Genomic DNA, 17,550 nt, shown 5'->3' with positions numbered 1-17,550 from the left:
TGTCATTTGCAATCCATCGGCAAATTTTCTATAGGTCAGGCTTTCAGGAGCCTGGCCTTTCCTGCTTTGTGCAGGGGTCTTTCTAAACTACCGCTCGTTGTGACGGGAGCCGTATGTCAATACCACGCTTGAAATCCTACCTAACGATGTTCGCCGCCGTGCTGATGCTTGGCCAGGTGCTCACCGCCCAGGCCGAGGAAGCCCTGCCGGACTTCACCACCCTGGTCGAGCAGGCCTCGCCGGCCGTGGTCAACATCAGTACCAAGCAGAAGCTGCCCGACCGCGTCGCCGCCGGGCAGATGCCGGACCTGGAAGGCCTGCCGCCGATGTTCCGCGAGTTCTTCGAGCGCAACATGCCGCAGCAGCCGCGTTCGCCGCGTGGTGACCGCCAGCGCGAGGCGCAGTCGCTGGGCTCGGGCTTCATCATTTCCAGCGATGGCTACGTGCTGACCAACAACCATGTGGTGGCCGATGCCGACGAGATCATCGTCCGTCTGTCGGACCGCAGCGAGCTGCAGGCCAAGCTGGTCGGCACCGACCCGCGCACCGACGTGGCCCTGCTCAAGGTCGAAGGCAAGAACCTGCCGACGGTCAAGCTGGGTGACTCCGAGAAGCTCAAGGTGGGCGAATGGGTATTGGCCATCGGTTCGCCGTTCGGCTTCGACCATTCGGTGACCAAAGGTATCGTCAGCGCCAAGGGTCGTACCTTGCCAAACGACACCTATGTACCGTTCATCCAGACTGACGTGGCCATCAACCCGGGCAACTCCGGCGGCCCGCTGTTCAACATGAAGGGCGAAGTGGTGGGTATCAACTCGCAGATCTTCACCCGCTCCGGTGGCTTCATGGGCCTGTCGTTCGCCATCCCGATCGATGTGGCGATCGATGTGTCCAACCAGCTGAAGAAAGACGGCAAGGTCAGCCGCGGCTGGCTGGGCGTGGTCATCCAGGAGGTCAACAAGGACCTGGCGGAATCCTTCGGCCTGGACAAACCGGCCGGTGCCCTGGTGGCCCAGGTGCTGGAAAACGGCCCGGCAGCCAAGGGCGGCCTGCAGGTGGGCGACGTGATCCTGAGCATGAACGGCCAGCCAATTGTCATGTCGGCCGACCTGCCACACCTGGTCGGCGGCCTCAAGGATGGCGAGAAGGCCAAGCTGGAAATCATCCGCAACGGCAAGCGCCAGACCCTGGACATCAGCGTCGGCGCGCTGCCGGACGATGATGCCGACATCGGCACCGGTGCCGATGGCAGTGCAGAGCGCAGCAGTAACCGTCTGGGTGTGTCGGTCGCCGACCTGACCGCCGAGCAGAAGAAATCCCTGGAGCTCAAAGGCGGTGTGGTCATCAAGGAAGTGCAGGATGGCCCGGCAGCGCTGATCGGCCTGCGTCCGGGTGATGTCATCAGCCACCTGAACAACCAGGCCATCGGTTCGGCCAAAGAGTTCACCGAAATCGCCAAGGAGCTGCCGAAGAACCGTTCGGTGTCGATGCGCGTGCTGCGTCAGGGCCGTGCCAGCTTCATCACCTTCAAGCTCGCTGAATAAGCGGCCTGGCAAGGGAGAAAGGGCAGCTACGGCTGCCCTTTTTCATGATTATTCACAATTGGACGGTGGATTGCTGTGTACAGTCGGACAGAGGAATCTCCCATATCCCGGCAGCTTGAGGTACAATTCCCGGCTATTTTTCGGCGGGCGTCCGGCTCGCAGCCTTTTCGAGTGTTGACCCGTGAGTGATTTGAGTCATATCCGCAATTTCTCCATCATCGCCCACATCGACCATGGCAAGTCGACGCTGGCCGACCGTTTCATCCAGATGTGCGGTGGCCTCTCGGCACGCGAAATGGAAGCCCAGGTGCTTGACTCCATGGACCTGGAGCGTGAACGCGGTATTACCATCAAGGCCCACAGCGTCACGCTTCACTACAAGGCGCAAGACGGCAAGACTTACCAGCTGAACTTCATCGACACCCCCGGCCACGTCGACTTCACCTATGAAGTCTCGCGCTCGCTGGCGGCCTGTGAAGGTGCGCTGCTGGTCGTCGACGCCGGCCAGGGCGTAGAGGCCCAGTCCGTGGCCAACTGCTACACCGCCATCGAGCAGGGCCTGGAGGTCATGCCGGTGCTGAACAAGATGGACCTGCCCCAGGCCGACCCGGACCGCGTCAAGGACGAGATCGAGAAGATCATCGGCATCGATGCTACCGACGCCGTGGCCTGCAGTGCCAAAAGCGGCATGGGCGTGGACGAGGTGCTCGAGCGCCTGGTGCACTCCATTCCTGCACCCGAGGGCGAGATCGATGCCCCGCTGCAAGCACTGATCATCGACTCCTGGTTCGACAACTACCTGGGCGTGGTCTCGCTGGTGCGCGTGCGCCAGGGCCGCGTCAAGAAGGGTGACAAGATCCTGGTCAAGTCCACCGGCAAGGTGCACCTGGTCGACAGCGTGGGTGTATTCACCCCGAAACACACCCAGACCGCAGACCTGAAAGCCGGCGAAGTAGGCTTCATCATCGCCAGCATCAAGGACATTCACGGTGCCCCTGTGGGTGACACCCTGACCCTGTCCTCGACCCCTGAGGTCGAAGTGCTGCCAGGCTTCAAGAAGATCCAGCCGCAGGTATACGCCGGCCTGTTCCCGGTCAGCTCCGACGACTTCGAAGACTTCCGCGATGCCCTGCAGAAGCTGACCCTGAACGACTCGTCGCTGCAGTACATGCCGGAAAGCTCTGACGCTTTGGGCTTCGGCTTCCGTTGCGGCTTCCTTGGCATGCTGCACATGGAGATCATCCAGGAGCGCCTGGAGCGCGAATACGACCTGGACCTGATCACCACCGCACCTAGCGTGATCTACGAGCTGGAACTGAAAACCGGCGAAACCATCGTTGTCGACAACCCGTCGAAGCTGCCAGACGTATCGGCTGTGGCCGACTTCCGTGAGCCGATCGTCACCGCGACCATTCTGGTACCGCAAGAGCACCTGGGTAACGTCATCACCCTGTGCATCGAGAAGCGTGGCGTGCAGCGCGACATGCAGTTCCTCGGCAGCCAGGTTCAGGTGCGTTACGACATGCCGATGAACGAAGTGGTACTGGACTTCTTCGACCGCCTCAAGTCCACCAGCCGCGGCTATGCTTCGCTGGACTATCATTTCGACCGCTACCAGTCGGCCAACCTGGTCAAGCTGGATGTACTGATCAACGGCGACAAGGTCGATGCTTTGGCATTGATCGTGCACCGCGACAACGCGGCCTACAAAGGCCGTGCGTTGACCGAAAAGATGAAGGAACTGATCCCTCGGCAGATGTTCGACGTGGCGATCCAGGCAGCTATCGGCGGCCAGATCATCGCGCGGACAACCGTCAAGGCGCTCAGAAAGAACGTACTGGCCAAGTGCTACGGCGGTGACGTCAGCCGTAAGAAGAAACTGCTGGAGAAGCAGAAGGCCGGTAAGAAACGCATGAAACAGGTGGGCAACGTGGAGATTCCACAAGAAGCCTTCCTCGCCGTGCTCAGGTTGGATAGCTAGGTCCTATGTCGCTAAATTTCCCGCTGTTGCTAGTCATCGCCGTCTTCGTCTGCGGTCTGCTGGGCTTGATCGACCTGCTGTTCCTGGCCCCGCGCCGGCGCGCAGCAATCGCCAACTACCAGGGCAGCGTCAGCCAGCCCGAGATGGCCGTGGTCGAGCGCCTGAACAAGGAACCGCTGCTGGTCGAGTACGGCAAGTCGTTCTTTCCGGTGCTGTTCATCGTGCTGGTGCTACGCTCGTTCCTGGTCGAGCCGTTCCAGATCCCTTCGGGGTCGATGAAACCGACCCTGGAAGTGGGCGATTTCATCCTGGTGAACAAGTTCTCGTACGGCATTCGTTTGCCGGTGATCGACAAGAAGGTCATCGAGGTCGGTGACCCGCAACGCGGTGATGTAATGGTGTTCCGCTACCCGAGCGACCCGAACGTCAACTACATCAAGCGTGTGGTTGGCTTGCCGGGTGATGTGGTTCGCTACACCAACGACAAGCGGCTGTTCGTCAACGGCCAGCCGATTGCCGAACAACTGGTGGGCACCGAGCCAGGTACCTTGGGTAGCGCCGAGTTGTACAAGGAAAAACTCGGCGAGGCCGAACACCTGATCCGCAAGGAAATGAGCCGTTATCGCATGCCGCCAGACCAGCAATGGACCGTGCCGGCAGGCCATTACTTCATGATGGGCGACAACCGCGACAATTCCAACGACAGCCGTTTCTGGGATGACCCGAACATTCCCAAGGAGCTGCACGGCATGGTTCCGGACCGGAACATCGTCGGCAAGGCCTTTGCGGTGTGGATGAGCTGGCCAGAACCCAAGCTCAGCCACCTGCCCAACCTGTCGCGGGTTGGCCTGATCCATTGATACCCATCGGCGCTGTCCAGCAGACAGCGCCGAATGCATTTCTGACATAGGCTGTGTTCTCAGGGATCGGGAGATTCGCCGCACATCGTGTGGCGAACCACAGCCAAACAGTCTTTCAGGATGTTGATTTGAACAACGCGTTGAACAACGAACGGGTGGCCGCATGAGTGCTTCCCTTGCCCGTCTGGAGCGAAAGCTCGGTTATACCTTCAAGAACCAGGACCAGATGCTCCTGGCGCTGACCCATCGCAGCTATGCCGGGCGCAACAACGAGCGCCTGGAGTTTCTCGGTGACGCCATTCTCAACTTCGTTGCCGGCGAAGCGCTTTTCGAGCGTTTTCCGCAGGCCCGTGAAGGCCAGCTGTCGCGCCTGCGTGCGCGGCTGGTCAAGGGCGAAACCCTGGCCCGGCTGGCCCGCGGCTTCGACCTGGGCGAATACTTGCGCCTGGGTTCGGGTGAGCTCAAGAGCGGCGGTTTTCGCCGCGAGTCGATCCTGGCCGACGCCCTGGAGGCACTGATCGGTGCCATCTACCTGGACGCCGATATGGAAACCGCACGGGAGCGCGTCCTGGCCTGGCTTGCCGATGAGTTCGAAGGCTTGACCCTGGTCGATACCAACAAGGACCCGAAAACCCGCCTGCAAGAGTTTCTGCAGTCGCGCAGCTGTGAGCTGCCGCGCTACGAAGTGGTGGATATCCAGGGTGAACCGCACTGCCGCACGTTCTTCGTCGAATGCGAAGTGGTGCTGCTGAACAACAAGAGCCGTGGTCAGGGCGTTAGCCGGCGTATTGCCGAGCAAGTAGCTGCCGCGTCTGCACTGATCGCCCTGGGCGTGGAGAATGGCAATGACTGATAACAACCCGACCCGCTGCGGCTACGTCGCCATTGTCGGGCGCCCCAACGTCGGCAAGTCGACCCTGCTTAACCACATCCTCGGCCAGAAGCTGGCGATTACCTCGCGCAAGCCGCAGACCACCCGCCACAACATGCTCGGCATCAAGACCGAGGGTGACGTGCAGGCGATCTACGTCGATACCCCGGGTATGCACAAGGCCAACGACAAGGCCCTGAACCGCTACATGAACCGCAACGCCTCGGCGGCCCTGAAGGACGTCGACGTGGTGATTTTCGTGGTCGACCGCACCAAGTGGACCGACGAGGACCAACTGGTGCTGGAGCGTGTGCAGTACGTGACTGGCCCGCTGATCATCGCGGTCAACAAGACCGACCGCATGGAAGAGAAGGCCGAGTTGATTCCGCACCTGCAGTGGCTGCAGGAGCAACTGCCGAACGCCGAGGTGATGCCGATCTCTGCGCAGCAGGGGCACAACCTCGAAGCGCTGGAAGCACAGATCGCCAAGCACTTGCCTGAAAACGATCACTTCTTCCCGGAAGACCAGATCACTGACCGCAGCAGCCGTTTCCTGGCCGCCGAACTGGTGCGCGAGAAGATCATGCGCCAGCTGGGTGCGGAGCTGCCGTACCAGATCACCGTGGAAATTGAAGAATTCAAGCAGCAGGGCCATGTGCTGCACATCCACGCGCTGATCCTGGTTGAACGTGATGGCCAGAAGAAGATCATCATTGGCGACAAGGGCGAGCGCATCAAGCGCATCGGCTCTGAGGCGCGCAAGGACATGGAAGTGCTGTTCGACTCCAAGGTCATGCTCAACCTGTGGGTCAAGGTGAAAGGCGGCTGGTCCGACGACGAGCGTGCACTGCGTTCGCTGGGTTACGGCGACCTGTAAGCAATACTGTTGGGGCCGCGGTGCGGCCCATCGCCGGCAAGCCAGCTCCCACACCGACCGCATCGACTTCAAGGCTTGTGCAGTACCTGTGGGAGCTGGCTTGCCGGCGATGGGCTGCACAGCAGCCCCAATATGCGGTTATTCCTGGCTACAGGGAACGAGTGATCGCCCATGGAACAACCCGTCGGCCAGCCAGCCTATGTGCTGCACAGCCGTGCCTACAAGGAAACCAGCGCGCTGGTAGACTTCTTCACCCCGCAGGGCCGCATGCGCGCTGTACTGCGCCGTGCGCGCGGCAAGGGCGGCAGCCTGGTGCGGCCGTTCGTGCCGCTGGAGGTGGAGCTGCGCGGGCGTGGCGAGCTGAAGAATGTCGGTCGCATGGACAGCGCCGGGATTGCGGCCTGGCTACACGGTGATGCCCTGTTCAGCGGCTTGTACCTCAACGAGCTGCTCATGCGCCTGCTGCCGGCTGAAGCGCCGTTCCCGGCCCTGTTCGAGCATTACACGTTGACCCTGCAAGCCTTGGCCGCCGGGCGCCCGCTGGAGCCGCTGCTGCGTTCGTTCGAATGGCGGCTGCTGGACGAGCTTGGTTATGCGTTTTCCTTGAACCATGACGTCAACGACCACCCCATCGTGGCCGACGGCCTTTACCGCTTGCGCGTGGATGCCGGTCTGGAGCGGGTCGAGCTGGTGCAACCCGGCCTGTTTCGCGGCACCGAGCTCATGGCCCTGGCAGAAGCTGACTGGAACGCCCCAGGCGCTTTGCTCGCCGCCAAACGCCTGATGCGCCAGGCATTGGCCGTTCACCTGGGCGCAAAACCGCTGGTCAGCCGGGAACTGTTTCGCAAGCGCTGATCACGACGTATGCTGTGGGGCTCAATCTTCAGGAGAGCCTTTCGTGACTCACAGCAACCGCATGCTTCTTGGCGTAAACATCGACCACGTGGCGACCCTGCGCCAGGCCCGGGGCACGCGTTACCCTGATCCGGTCAAGGCTGCCCTGGACGCCGAAGAGGCGGGCGCCGATGGCATCACCGTGCACCTGCGCGAAGACCGCCGGCACATCCAGGAGCGTGACGTGGTGCTGCTCAAGGATGTGCTGCAGACGCGCATGAACTTCGAGATGGGCGTCACCGAAGAGATGATGACGTTTGCCGAGAAGATCCGCCCGGCGCACATTTGCCTGGTCCCCGAAACCCGTCAGGAGCTGACCACCGAAGGTGGCCTGGATGTGGCCGGGCAAGAGGCGCGGATCAAGGCAGCCGTGGAGCGCCTGTCGCGCACCGGTGCCGAAGTGTCGCTGTTCATCGATGCCGACGAGCGGCAGATCGAGGCTTCACGCCGCGTGGGGGCACCGGCCATCGAACTGCACACCGGGCGTTATGCCGATGCCGAAACCCCGACTGAAGTGGCTGAGGAACTCAAGCGTATCGTCGATGGCGTGGCGTTTGGCGTGGGGCAGGGACTGATCGTCAATGCCGGTCACGGGCTGCATTACCACAACGTTGAGGCGGTGGCGGCGATCAAGGGTATCAATGAGCTGAACATTGGCCATGCGCTGGTGGCGCATGCGCTGTTTGTTGGCTTCAAGGCTGCCGTTGCCGAGATGAAGGCGTTGATCGTGGCGGCTTCGCGCTGATTTTTGGGCCGCCTGTGCTGGTCACTTCGCGGGTACGCGAAGCGGCCAGTACAGGCTGCAGATTACTCGGCAGGAAACACCAGGGTAAAGCGGGTAGGCCCTGGGGGGCTGCTAATCAGTTCAACCTGCCCACCATGCAACTGCATGATCGACTTCACGATCGCCAACCCCAACCCGGTCCCGCCCTCCAGCCGCGAGCGCCCCGATCCTACCCGGTAAAACCGCTCGAACAACCGCGACTGGTGCTCGGCAGCGATGCCAGGCCCCTGGTTCTCCACAGATAGCCGTACTTCGCTGCCAGAGCGTTCGATACGCAGTTCGATGGGGTCACCCTCAGGGCCATGCCGTATCGCATTGCTCAGCAGGTTCGACAACGCCCGCTGGAACATCAAACGGTCACCCAGTGCCGTACCCCAGCCCTGAACCCGCAATTCAATCGTTTTCACCTCGGCGCTGAAAGCAAACAGCTCGACCACCCTTGCAGCCTCGTCGGCCAATGCCATCGGCTTGAGCGCGATCTGCGCCTGAGGCTGGCTGACCTGGGCGAGAAACAACATGTCGTTGATGATGCGGTTGAGCCGCGTCAGTTCCTCGATGCTGTCTTCCAGCACTTCCCGGTAGTTGGCGTTGTCCCGCTCACGGGCCAGGGTCACTTGCGCCTTGCCCATCAGATTGCTTAATGGCGTACGCAGTTCATGGGCCAGATCGTCGGAGAACTGCGACAACTGGCTCACGCCCTGATCGAGGCGATCGAGCATGACGTTGATGCTGCTGGCCAGTTCTGCCAGCTCCTGTGGCAAGCCAGTGGCGGGCAAACGATGCTGCAGGTCCTGGGCCGATACCTGCCCGGCAATGCGCCGGAAGTGCCGCAGGGGTTTCAGGCCGCGTTGCATCAGCCACCAGGCGCCCGCGCCAATCAAGACCAGCAGCAGTGGCAGAGCGAGCAAAGTGGAATGCAGGTAAGCCTGCAGCAGGGCGTTGTCGTCGGCGCGGTTGAGCGACATCATCACCTTCACCGGCGTGTTGTCGCGCAGGCGCATCAGCCGGGTCACGGTGAGGATCTGATTGCCGCTGCTGTCGCGCCAGGCGTGAAAGCTCAGGCGGGCATTGGTGTGCAATTCGCCCACCTGCGACTCCAAAGCCGGGCCGAGGCTGAGCAGGTGCGGGTGGCGGCCCTCCAGGGCCATTACGCTGAGGCTGAGGTTGTCATGCCCCATTACCAGGTCGAGCAGGGGGTGGGCGCGGCTGCCCAGGTCCTCGCTGCGCAGGTCAACGCGCAGGTTGTGCTCGACCTGCAGCATCTTGCGCGCCAGGTCTTTGCGTGCGCGGTTGTCCAGTTCGTGATCCAGAGCGAACACCGCCAGGCAGGCAAGCAGCAGCACGAGTGCGGCGCCCATCAGTGTGACGCTCAGGCCCAGGCGCAGCGACAGGCTGGGGTTTTTCAAAAGCGCGCCTCAAGTACATAGCCTACGCCACGCAGGGTGTGGATGAGCTTGTTGTCGAAGGGGTCGTCTATCTTCGCCCGCAGGCGCCGGATCGAGACCTCGACCACGTTGGTGTCGCAGTCGAAATTCATGTCCCAGACCAACGAGATGATCTGTGTGCGCGACAACACTTCGCCGGTCTGACGCATCAGCAGGTGGAGCAGCGCGAACTCCTTGGCGGTCAGGTCGATGCGTTGCCCGGCGCGGTAGGCGCGGTGACGGCCGGGGTCCAGCTCCAGGTCGGCGACGCGCAGGGTGCTGGGCTGCAGTTGCTGGTCGTTGCGCCGCAGGAGGCTGCGGATCCGGGCCAGCAACTCGGGGAACTCGAAGGGCTTGAGCAAGTAGTCATCGGCACCCAGGTCCAGGCCTTTGACCCGGTCGGCGAGGCGGCCGTGAGCGGTGAGCATCATGATGCGCGTAGCCGATTCGGCACGCAGCCGCTGCAGCACGGTCCAGCCATCGAGTTCTGGCAGGTTAACGTCGAGGATGACCAGGTCATACGGCTGCTGGCGGGCCAGGTGCAGGCCGTCGGTGCCGGTGTGGGCGCAGTCGACCACGTAGCCGTTTTCGCGCAGGCCCTGTTGCAGGTAATCGGCGGTACGCAGTTCGTCCTCGATGATCAGTAGGCGCATGAAGGGGCTCGGTGTGATGAAAGGGGGCGATTCTCGACCCTGTAGTGGCATCAGGGTCAAGGGGCGGGATGTTACGGCATGAGAAAGCAATCGCGGCGCAGATAACGGATTTGTAATGCTGCGGTTATCTGGCTGTCTGTTCTGCGCAGATTGCAGGACTGTAATCCTCGCCTCACCTTGCTGTTAGCTACCCCTCACTAGGATGGCCGTGTCTGATCGGTTATCACGAGGCAACCACGATGAACCTGACCAAATACCTGCTGTTGGCCACCCTTGCCCTGGGCAGCGCCAGTGTTTACGCCGAGGGCGGTGCGGAGCGTTCCAGGCAGTTCTGGCAAGCGTTCCGCGAAGACCAGCAGCGCCTGCACGGCGACAAGCAACAAGCCGTTGCCGAACGCGAGCGCAAGGCGCAAGAGAAGGCCCGTGAGGTGGCCAAGGACTGAGGTAACAGCACCTGCGCGCGACAGCTCCTCGGCGCAGGTGTATTCAGGCGCCCAACCGGGCGCCTTTTTTATTTGCGCGCCAGCAGGGTGGCGCGGCGTGGGGCCGGCAGGCCTTCGATGGTCTTGCTGTGGTCGTTCGGGTCGAGGAAGTCGCCCAGCGACTGGTAGCGCATCCACTCGGTACTGCGCTGTTCCTCGACGCTGGTCACGCTTACATCGACGCAACGCACCTCGCTGAAACCGGCACGGCGCAACCAGCGCTCCAGGGCCGGAACCGATGGCAAGTACCAGACGTTGCGCATCTGCGCGTAACGGTCTTCAGGTACCAGTACCTGGTTTTCGTCGCCTTCGATCACCAGGGTTTCCAGCACTAGCTCGCCACCTTTGACCAGGCAGTCTTTCAGCGCCAGCAAGTGTTCGATGGGGGAGCGGCGGTGGTAGAACACGCCCATGGAAAACACCGTGTCGAAACCTTCCAGGCTGGCGGGAAGGTCCTCCAGGGCGAACGGCAAATGCCACGCCGGCAGCTCCGGCAGGTATTGCTGCACGGCCTGGAACTGGCAGAAGAACAGCCAGTTGGGGTCGACGCCAATCACCATGTCGGCCCCGGCACCGAGCATGCGCCATTGGTAGTAGCCGTTGCCGCAGCCCACGTCGAGCACGCGCTTGCCTTTGAGGTCCAGGTGCGGCGCAACGCGTGACCATTTCCAGTCCGAATGCCACTCGGTGTCCACATGCACGCCAAACAGGTCGAACGGGCCTTTGCGCCAAGGCGACAGGTCCATCAGTGCCTGGCGCATTTGCGCACGGGTGGCGTCGTCGCAGTCGCAGTCCAGACGCAGCCCGTTGACCAGGTCGATATCGCTGGGTTGCAGGGCGGGCAGCGCATCGAGCGCACCACGCCAGCGGTCGAGGTCACCGTGGCCTTTCTCCAGCTTGGCTTCCAGTTGCGCTTGCAGGCCTTGCGACCAGGAAGCCAGGGGCGTGCCCGCCAGGCGGCGGACGAGGGGGGACAGATCGATCATGGCAGGGCTATCAACGAGGCGAAGTTAAGGCATTGGAACCAGGGCACCACTTTCGAGAAACCGGCGGCGCGCAGGCGCTCCTGGTGGGCTTCGAGGGTATCGGGGCGCATCACGTTTTCAATGGCGCTGCGCTTCTGGGCGATTTCCAGTTCGCTGTAGCCATTGGCCCGCTTGAAGTCCAGGTGCAGTTCATTGAGCAGGTCCTGCTCTTGCTCATCGGCGAACCGCAGCTTTTCCGAGAGGATCAGCGCGCCACCGGGCAGCAGTGCCTGGCGGATACGGCCGAGCAGTTCCAGACGCTGGTCGGGGGCGATGAACTGCAGGGTGAAGTTCATCGCCACTACCGAGGCGGGCTCGAAGGGCAGGGTAAGGATATCTGCCTCCAGCACGTGCACCGGCAGCAGCTCCTGGAACATCGAGTCCTGGGCGGTGAGGTACTGGCGGCAACGCTCGACCATGGCGGCGGAATTGTCCACTGCGATCACCCGGCAGCCGTCGCTGCGTACATGGCGGCGCAGCGACTGGGTGACTGCGCCCAGCGATGCGCCCAGGTCGTACAGCGCGGTATTTGGCTGGGCGAAACGCGCGGCCAGCACACCGAGGTTCTCGACGATGGTCGGGTACCCGGGCACCGAGCGCTTGATCATGTCCGGGAACACACGCACCACGTCCTCGTTGAAGACGAAATCAGGCACCTGCTCCAGGGGTTGGGAGAAGAGGCGGTCGGGTTGTTTGCTCACGGCAGGCTCGATACAGGGTGAAACGGGGGCGCATTTTATCCAATGGCCGCGCATCTTGCCATGGCAATGCTTCAGGGTCGGAGCGTTCAGACCGGGAGCAGTGAACTTTCCCACAGCGTTAAGTTATCAAGGTGAATGAACTGAGCGTGGGGAAGGTGGACACTTTCAGCGCATGTTCATTGGGCTTGAAAAGGGGTTTTGATTAAGTGATGAGTGCCATGAGTGGGCGGGATGAAGTTACCGTGGAAGAGCTGGATCCGGTGTCCAGGGTTAAAATGTTGCCGGAACGCTATTTTTCATTTATCGAGAACCGACTGGAGGGGGGACAGCATGTCGGTAGTCTGTTGACAGCTGATAATCTGAAGGCCATCAAGCGCTACACCAATACCGTGAATCAGTTGCCCCGTACGCGAGTCGAAATTGAACGAGAAGTCGATTATGCGACACTGGGCCTAGATGCTTCGATGGTACATGAACTGTATACGGCGCTGCACAGGCATGTGTACGAATGGGACATACTGGAGCGTAGCATCAAGCAACTGGGGCCTGAAATAGAACTGTTCGCCGAAAGCCTGGTACAGCGTGGTGGCAGCCTGCTGGAACATCTTGAAAGCAGCGATGTTTTCGTGGCGATCAAGCAGCGCAAGGCCGAACAAGGCGATGATGTATACACCTTGGAACTGAGCGAAGAGGAACAAGTGCAGATCGCCAGTGTGTTGGGAGTTGGCATCAACGAACTCGTCAGGGAGATTGAAGGCACCCGGCGGCGAATCGATGAGGTGGATGCACGCGCCAACTGGTTTAACAGCGAGATCAAGCGCGAACTAAGGCCGCGAATGGTGCGGTTGTTGAAGCACTTCGACGAGAAAGTTTCCCATGAAGAAATTTTGAAAAAACGCCAGCAACTGGATCAATGGGACGTACAGATCGATCAGTTGAAGTCTGAGTATGACACCAATGTGGGCTACGCGTTTACAGGTATCTTGCTGGGTCCTCTCGGTCTGGTAATAACCGGTGGTGTATTCGGTGACAAGGCAGAAAAGATCCGGGCAAGCAAAAATGCGTTGATCGGACAGCGTGAAGAGCTTGCGGATGCGCTGGGCAAGATGGCCCCCGCCTTGATCGACTTCGAGCGCGTTTCGACATTGGTCAGGGACCTGCAGTTCAGGTGCAAGGACCTCTCGGCAGCGACCAAGCGCCTGGCAGACGTCTGGTTGTTTCTGGCCTCTTACGCCAATAACTCTGTCAACGAGGCCAAAGAGCTGAGCAGCATCACTCAACTTGAGTCGTTCGTTCATGATTTTTCTGAAGTTATCAAACCGTGGAGCAAGATAGGCAATATTTGCCATACATTGTCCGAGTTGTTCAATGAACTGATCGAGGAGTATGAGGATGTTTGACATGGATGTTATTGACGCGAATGCAAGCCTGCCTGATTTTGTACAGATGCAAAAGGTGCAAGATCATGTATTCCACCTGATCGAAAGCTGGGATATGAACGTGCTGCCAGGGGCGCGTGAGCAATTGACAGAATTGCGCACGCTGTTGTTGGCTGTAGAGCGCGCCTTCAAGGAGAGCCTGATAGGCGGTATCGTTTTGCTGGAGGACCGGGATTTCATTCCGAGCAAACTGGGGACGGATACCCACTACAGGCTTGCCAGTGTGCTGAGCCGTCTGGACCAGCTTCATGTGCTATTGGCCAGGCAGAATCTGCGATTGGAACTCTTCTCGCTGTCGGCTTTGGCAGAGCCGTTGGCGGAGTTGGAAAAGAGAATCGTCACCCTCCAGGAGCAGGCGGCAGCATTCGATCTGCGGTTGGCTCAGTTGCGTCAGCAGCGTGTAGATATCGGCCAAGCTATCGAGCTGTTCGAGAGGCCTTCAGTTGCCAGTGCATTGAAGGGATTGATCCCGAGTGATGAAGAAATCGACCAGGTGATAGGGTTGATAAAGGACCCGAAAGTTGATGCCAGCCTGTTGAAGGTTATGACCGGGAAGTTGGCCAAGCATGCTGATGCACTGGAGGGGGCCAAGACGTTCAGCGACTTGAGCAAGGTCCGCACCCGGCTTGATGCAAAAATAGAGGAAGCGCTGGGCGACCAGCGGCACCTACAGCGAGCGCTGCAAACTGCTCAGGATGAGCAGGAGGCGCTCAAGGCCTTGTCCGGCCTTGAGCCGCTCAAGAACGAGTGGTTGCACGAACTGCGCAAGGTGGAACTGGAGTGGCAGGCTCAGGCCGCGAAGCTCAGCGCGACGATGGGGCTGGATGCTGCCACGGTCGCGCTGAAAGACCTCTGTGACTACCTGAAGGTCGTGCAGATGGCGTATGACCGCAGTTGATCGTGCTCAGCGGACGATAACCTTGCAGTCGAAGGTTTGCACCGGGGCGACGTCTGCGGCCCACGGCTGCTGGTAGACCAGCACCAGTTGGGCGTCCCCGGTGTTGCTGGCCTGGAAGCGCCAGGTGGAAACACCGGCGCTGCCGACCACGTCTTCTTCTTCGGGGGCGCTGTACACCTCCGGGCCGAGGCTGAGCAGTATGCTTGAGGCTGGGTTTTCGACACGCCAGCGATAGCCGGTGGACGGGTTGCTGGGCAAGCTCAGGGTGAGTGCCTGGCCTACCTGCAGCCGTGTTGGGCATTCACTCTCGGCATCCAGTTCGACGGGCTGTGTGGGGTGCTGGGCGCAGGCAGAAAGCAGGGCGAAGCTCAGGGGAACGAGCAGACGAGGGGCGGTCATGTTGGCTCCGGGGGCTGGCGATGGCCCGAGGATAACCGATGCTGTTGGGTTTTGTGTTGTCAGTGCCGGCCTCCTCGCGGCTAAAGCCGCGAAGAGGCCGGTGCAGGTTAGAACAGGACCTTGGCCACATCCGCAAAGCGCTTGGCGAAGTGAACCGTCAGGCCTTCGCGCAAATAGTCCGGCAGTTCTTCGAAGTCCCCTCGGTTAGGCTCTGGCAAGATCAGCTCGAAGATTTTCTGCCGCCGCGCCGCAATCACCTTCTCGCGCACACCACCAATCGGTAGCACCTGGCCGGTGAGGGTCAGCTCGCCGGTCATGGCCACGCCTTTTTTCGGCGCCTGGTCGCGGGCCAGCGACAGCAGGGCACTTGCCATGGTGATGCCAGCGCTCGGGCCGTCTTTGGGTGTAGCTCCTTCAGGTACATGCAGGTGGATGAACGCTTCGTTGAAGAAGCCAGGGTCACCGCCAAACTGCTTGAGGTTGGAGCTGACATAGCTGTAGGCAATTTCGGCCGACTCCTTCATCACGTCACCCAGCTTGCCAGTCAGCTTGAAGCCACGGTTGAGTGTGTGGATGCGGGTCGCCTCGATCGGCAGCGTGGCGCCGCCCATGCTGGTCCAGGCCAGGCCCGTGATCACGCCTTTGCCAGCCAGTACCTGCTCGCTGCGGAACACCGGCGTGCCGAGCGCGGCCTCCAGGTCCTTGGTGCCGATCTTCAGTTTGGCTTCAGGGTCTTCCAGCAATTTGACCACGGCCTTGCGCACCAGCTTGCCCAGTTGCTTCTCCAGCTGGCGCACGCCGGCTTCGCGAGCGTAGCCTTCGATCACCATACGCAGGGCGCTGTCGCTGATGCTGAGGCTGGTCTTGGCCACGCCGGCCTTTTCCAGTTGCTTGGGCCACAGGTGGCGTTTGGCGATGGCCAGTTTTTCCTCGGTGATATAGCCGGACAGGCGGATCACTTCCATGCGGTCGAGCAGTGGGCCGGGGATCGAGTCGAGGGTGTTGGCAGTGCACACGAACAGCACCTTGGACAGGTCCAGGCGCAGGTCGAGGTAGTGGTCGAGGAAGTCGACATTCTGCTCCGGGTCGAGGGTTTCCAGCAGCGCTGAAGCCGGGTCGCCCTGGTAGCTCTGGCCCATCTTGTCGATTTCGTCGAGCATGATCACCGGATTCATCACTTCGACGTCTTTCAGGGCTTGCACCAGCTTGCCGGGCTGGGCGCCGATGTAGGTACGGCGATGGCCCTTGATCTCGGCCTCGTCACGCATACCGCCAACGCTGAAGCGGTAGAACGGCCGGCCAAGCGACTCGGCGATGGACTTGCCGATGCTGGTCTTGCCCACCCCGGGCGGGCCGACCAACAGCACGATCGAGCCGCTGATCTCGCCTTTCCAGGCCCCTACGGCGAGGAATTCGAGGATGCGTTCCTTGATGTCGTCGAGGCCGGCATGGTATTGGTCGAGGACCTTGCGCGCATGCTTGAGGTCGAGCTTGTCCTTGCCGTAAACACCCCATGGCAGGGCGGTGGCCCATTCGAGGTAGTTGCGGGTAACGGCGTACTCGGGTGAGCCGGTTTCGAGAATGGCCAGCTTGCCCATCTCTTCGTCGATGCGCTTGCGTGCCTGGGGCGGCAGGGTCTTGCCTTCCAGGCGCTGCTCGAACTGTTCGAGGTCGGCACTGCGGTCGTCCTTGGTCAGGCCCAGCTCTTGCTGGATGACCTTGAGCTGTTCCTTGAGGAAGAACTCGCGCTGGTGTTCGCCGATCTGCCGGTTGACCTCGGCCGAGATCTCGTTCTGCAGGCGCGCGACTTCCACCTCTTTGCGCAGCATCGGCAGCACCTTTTCCATGCGTTTGAGCATGGGTACGCAGTCGAGCACTTCCTGCAACTGGTTGCCGGTGGCCGAGGTGAGCGCGGCGGCGAAGTCGGTGAGCGGCGACGGGTCGTTGGGGCTGAAGCGATTGAGGTAGTTCTTCAGCTCTTCGCTGTACAACGGGTTGAGCGGCAGCAGCTCTTTGATCGCGTTGATCAACGCCATGCCGTAGGCCTTGACCTCGTCGGTGGGCTCGGCGGGCTGGCGCGGGTATTCGACTTCAACCAGGTAGGGCGGGCGGTGGTGCTTGAGCCAGGTGCGGATGCGTACCCGGGTCAGGCCCTGAGCGACGAACTGCAGCTTGCCGTTTTCACGGCTGGCATGGTGTACCTTGACCAGCGTGCCGTACTGCGGCAGCGCGGCGGTGTCGAAGTGGCGGTGGTCTTCTGGCGGGGTGTCCATGAAGAACAGTGCCAGGCAGTGGTCCGGCGACTTGGCCACCAGGTCGAGGGTTTCGGCCCAAGGTTCTTCGTTGACGATGACCGGCAGTACCTGGGCCGGGAAGAACGGGCGGTTGTGGATCGGGATCACATAGACCTTGTCCGGCAGCTGCTGGCCGGGCAGGGCGAGGGCATGGCCGGCTTCGGCCTGCGTGGTGGTGTGTTCGACTTCGCTGTGTTCGTCGGGGTGTTCCGGGAAATCCTGCTGGTCGCTCATGGGGCACCTGCGTGAATGACTATGGTGCTTAGATGGGGCAGGGGGGGATGGGTTTCAATGGTAGACGAAGGCAGCAGGCAGGGCTTTCATCTTTGGTTGGCTGTACCGGCCTCTTCGCGGCTAAAGCCGCTCCTACAGGTAAAGCGCAATTCCTGTAGGAGCGGCTTTAGCCGCGAATGCGGCGGTGCAG

At 61.1% G+C, this 17,550-nt stretch carries 16 protein-coding genes; 10 read left to right on the top strand and 6 right to left on the bottom strand.

From position 1 onward, the window contains the following. Window positions 1-146 precede the first annotated feature (146 nt). The 7 genes from N436_RS03810 (at window position 147) to pdxJ (ending at window position 7,772) form a co-directional block, all read left to right on the top strand. Window positions 147-1,544: a DegQ family serine endoprotease gene (locus N436_RS03810; protein ID WP_371920893.1), complete on the top strand. Its 1,398-nt coding sequence runs from the start codon at window positions 147-149 to the stop codon at window positions 1,542-1,544. 181 nt (window positions 1,545-1,725) lie between these two features. Beyond that, window positions 1,726-3,525 (top strand): translation elongation factor 4, encoded by a 1,800-nt coding sequence (lepA, locus tag N436_RS03805; RefSeq protein ID WP_025754588.1) that lies wholly within the window; start codon window positions 1,726-1,728, stop codon window positions 3,523-3,525. Window positions 3,526-3,530: 5 nt separating this feature from the next. Continuing rightward, window positions 3,531-4,385 carry a signal peptidase I gene (gene lepB / locus N436_RS03800; RefSeq protein WP_016713698.1) on the top strand — a complete coding sequence of 285 codons (855 nt, stop codon included), beginning with the start codon at window positions 3,531-3,533 and terminating at the stop codon, window positions 4,383-4,385. Window positions 4,386-4,548: 163 nt separating this feature from the next. Further along, a complete protein-coding gene (gene rnc / locus N436_RS03795; protein WP_016713699.1) occupies window positions 4,549-5,238 on the top strand; it encodes a ribonuclease III in 690 nt (229 codons plus the stop codon). Beyond that, window positions 5,231-6,133 (top strand): GTPase Era, encoded by a 903-nt coding sequence (gene era / locus N436_RS03790; protein WP_016498176.1) that lies wholly within the window; start codon window positions 5,231-5,233, stop codon window positions 6,131-6,133. Before rnc ends, era begins: the two co-directional genes overlap by 8 nt. A 171-nt stretch (window positions 6,134-6,304) precedes the next feature. After that, window positions 6,305-6,988 carry a DNA repair protein RecO gene (gene recO, locus N436_RS03785; RefSeq protein ID WP_060497921.1) on the top strand — a complete coding sequence of 228 codons (684 nt, stop codon included), beginning with the start codon at window positions 6,305-6,307 and terminating at the stop codon, window positions 6,986-6,988. Window positions 6,989-7,049: 61 nt separating this feature from the next. Next, window positions 7,050-7,772 (top strand): pyridoxine 5'-phosphate synthase, encoded by a 723-nt coding sequence (pdxJ, locus tag N436_RS03780; protein ID WP_371920892.1) that lies wholly within the window; start codon window positions 7,050-7,052, stop codon window positions 7,770-7,772. 62 nt (window positions 7,773-7,834) lie between these two features. Here the strand turns inward: pdxJ and N436_RS03775 are convergent, their stop codons facing one another. Beyond that, window positions 7,835-9,217 (bottom strand): heavy metal sensor histidine kinase, encoded by a 1,383-nt coding sequence (locus N436_RS03775; RefSeq protein ID WP_110740454.1) that lies wholly within the window; start codon window positions 9,215-9,217, stop codon window positions 7,835-7,837. After that, on the bottom strand, window positions 9,214-9,888 hold the full coding sequence (locus N436_RS03770) for a heavy metal response regulator transcription factor (protein ID WP_003258489.1): 675 nt from the start codon (window positions 9,886-9,888) through the stop codon (window positions 9,214-9,216). The genes N436_RS03775 and N436_RS03770 overlap by 4 nt, the downstream gene beginning before the upstream one ends. A 239-nt stretch (window positions 9,889-10,127) precedes the next feature. Here N436_RS03770 and N436_RS03765 point away from each other — a divergent pair, with 239 nt between their 5' ends. After that, entirely contained in the window at window positions 10,128-10,331 is a 204-nt protein-coding gene (locus N436_RS03765; protein WP_009684756.1) for a hypothetical protein, read from the top strand. 68 nt (window positions 10,332-10,399) lie between these two features. Here N436_RS03765 and cmoB read toward each other — a convergent pair whose 3' ends face one another. After that, window positions 10,400-11,356, bottom strand: a complete 957-nt coding sequence (gene cmoB / locus N436_RS03760) for a tRNA 5-methoxyuridine(34)/uridine 5-oxyacetic acid(34) synthase CmoB (protein ID WP_105945821.1) — start codon at window positions 11,354-11,356, stop codon at window positions 10,400-10,402. After that, window positions 11,353-12,096, bottom strand: a complete 744-nt coding sequence (gene cmoA / locus N436_RS03755; protein WP_019097224.1) for a carboxy-S-adenosyl-L-methionine synthase CmoA — start codon at window positions 12,094-12,096, stop codon at window positions 11,353-11,355. Before cmoA ends, cmoB begins: the two co-directional genes overlap by 4 nt. Before the next feature lie 209 nt (window positions 12,097-12,305). Between cmoA and N436_RS03750 the strand changes: the two genes are divergently transcribed. Both N436_RS03750 and N436_RS03745 read left to right on the top strand, forming a co-directional pair. Further along, window positions 12,306-13,496 carry an alpha-xenorhabdolysin family binary toxin subunit A gene (locus tag N436_RS03750; RefSeq protein ID WP_105945822.1) on the top strand — a complete coding sequence of 397 codons (1,191 nt, stop codon included), beginning with the start codon at window positions 12,306-12,308 and terminating at the stop codon, window positions 13,494-13,496. Between the two features lies 1 nt (window position 13,497). Then, window positions 13,498-14,433, top strand: a complete 936-nt coding sequence (locus N436_RS03745) for an alpha-xenorhabdolysin family binary toxin subunit B (RefSeq protein ID WP_110740626.1) — start codon at window positions 13,498-13,500, stop codon at window positions 14,431-14,433. Between the two features lie 6 nt (window positions 14,434-14,439). Here N436_RS03745 and N436_RS03740 read toward each other — a convergent pair whose 3' ends face one another. Both N436_RS03740 and lon read right to left on the bottom strand, forming a co-directional pair. Further along, the gene (locus N436_RS03740) at window positions 14,440-14,832 is read right to left on the bottom strand and encodes a protease inhibitor I42 family protein (RefSeq protein ID WP_105945823.1); all 393 of its coding nucleotides are present in this window, start codon (window positions 14,830-14,832) and stop codon (window positions 14,440-14,442) included. Window positions 14,833-14,939: 107 nt separating this feature from the next. Beyond that, window positions 14,940-17,360 (bottom strand): endopeptidase La, encoded by a 2,421-nt coding sequence (gene lon / locus N436_RS03735; RefSeq protein ID WP_105945824.1) that lies wholly within the window; start codon window positions 17,358-17,360, stop codon window positions 14,940-14,942. Window positions 17,361-17,550: the final 190 nt, after the last annotated feature.

Origin of the sequence: Pseudomonas sp. RV120224-01b (genome assembly GCF_003208145.1) — a bacterium.
In the GTDB taxonomy this organism is placed as follows: Bacteria; Pseudomonadota; Gammaproteobacteria; order Pseudomonadales; family Pseudomonadaceae; genus Aquipseudomonas; species Aquipseudomonas monteilii.
The sequence above is the reverse complement of the archived record's forward strand: the minus strand, read 5'-3'. Positions and strand labels throughout refer to the sequence as shown.

Bases quoted from the DNA above. Each gene is read 5' to 3' on its own strand.
- cmoB (WP_105945821.1), bottom strand. From the start codon at position 11,356: ATGATCGATCTGTCCCCCCTCGTCCGCCGCCTGGCGGGCACGCCCCTG.
- N436_RS03740 (WP_105945823.1), bottom strand. From the start codon at position 14,832: ATGACCGCCCCTCGTCTGCTCGTTCCCCTGAGCTTCGCCCTGCTTTCT.
- N436_RS03745 (WP_110740626.1), top strand. From the start codon at position 13,498: ATGGATGTTATTGACGCGAATGCAAGCCTGCCTGATTTTGTACAGATG.
- lon (WP_105945824.1), bottom strand. From the start codon at position 17,360: ATGAGCGACCAGCAGGATTTCCCGGAACACCCCGACGAACACAGCGAA.
- lepB (WP_016713698.1), top strand. From the start codon at position 3,531: ATGTCGCTAAATTTCCCGCTGTTGCTAGTCATCGCCGTCTTCGTCTGC.
- pdxJ (WP_371920892.1), top strand. From the start codon at position 7,050: ATGCTTCTTGGCGTAAACATCGACCACGTGGCGACCCTGCGCCAGGCC.
- era (WP_016498176.1), top strand. From the start codon at position 5,231: ATGACTGATAACAACCCGACCCGCTGCGGCTACGTCGCCATTGTCGGG.
- N436_RS03765 (WP_009684756.1), top strand. From the start codon at position 10,128: ATGAACCTGACCAAATACCTGCTGTTGGCCACCCTTGCCCTGGGCAGC.
- N436_RS03750 (WP_105945822.1), top strand. From the start codon at position 12,306: ATGAGTGCCATGAGTGGGCGGGATGAAGTTACCGTGGAAGAGCTGGAT.
- rnc (WP_016713699.1), top strand. From the start codon at position 4,549: ATGAGTGCTTCCCTTGCCCGTCTGGAGCGAAAGCTCGGTTATACCTTC.
- N436_RS03770 (WP_003258489.1), bottom strand. From the start codon at position 9,888: ATGCGCCTACTGATCATCGAGGACGAACTGCGTACCGCCGATTACCTG.
- N436_RS03810 (WP_371920893.1), top strand. From the start codon at position 147: ATGTTCGCCGCCGTGCTGATGCTTGGCCAGGTGCTCACCGCCCAGGCC.
- recO (WP_060497921.1), top strand. From the start codon at position 6,305: ATGGAACAACCCGTCGGCCAGCCAGCCTATGTGCTGCACAGCCGTGCC.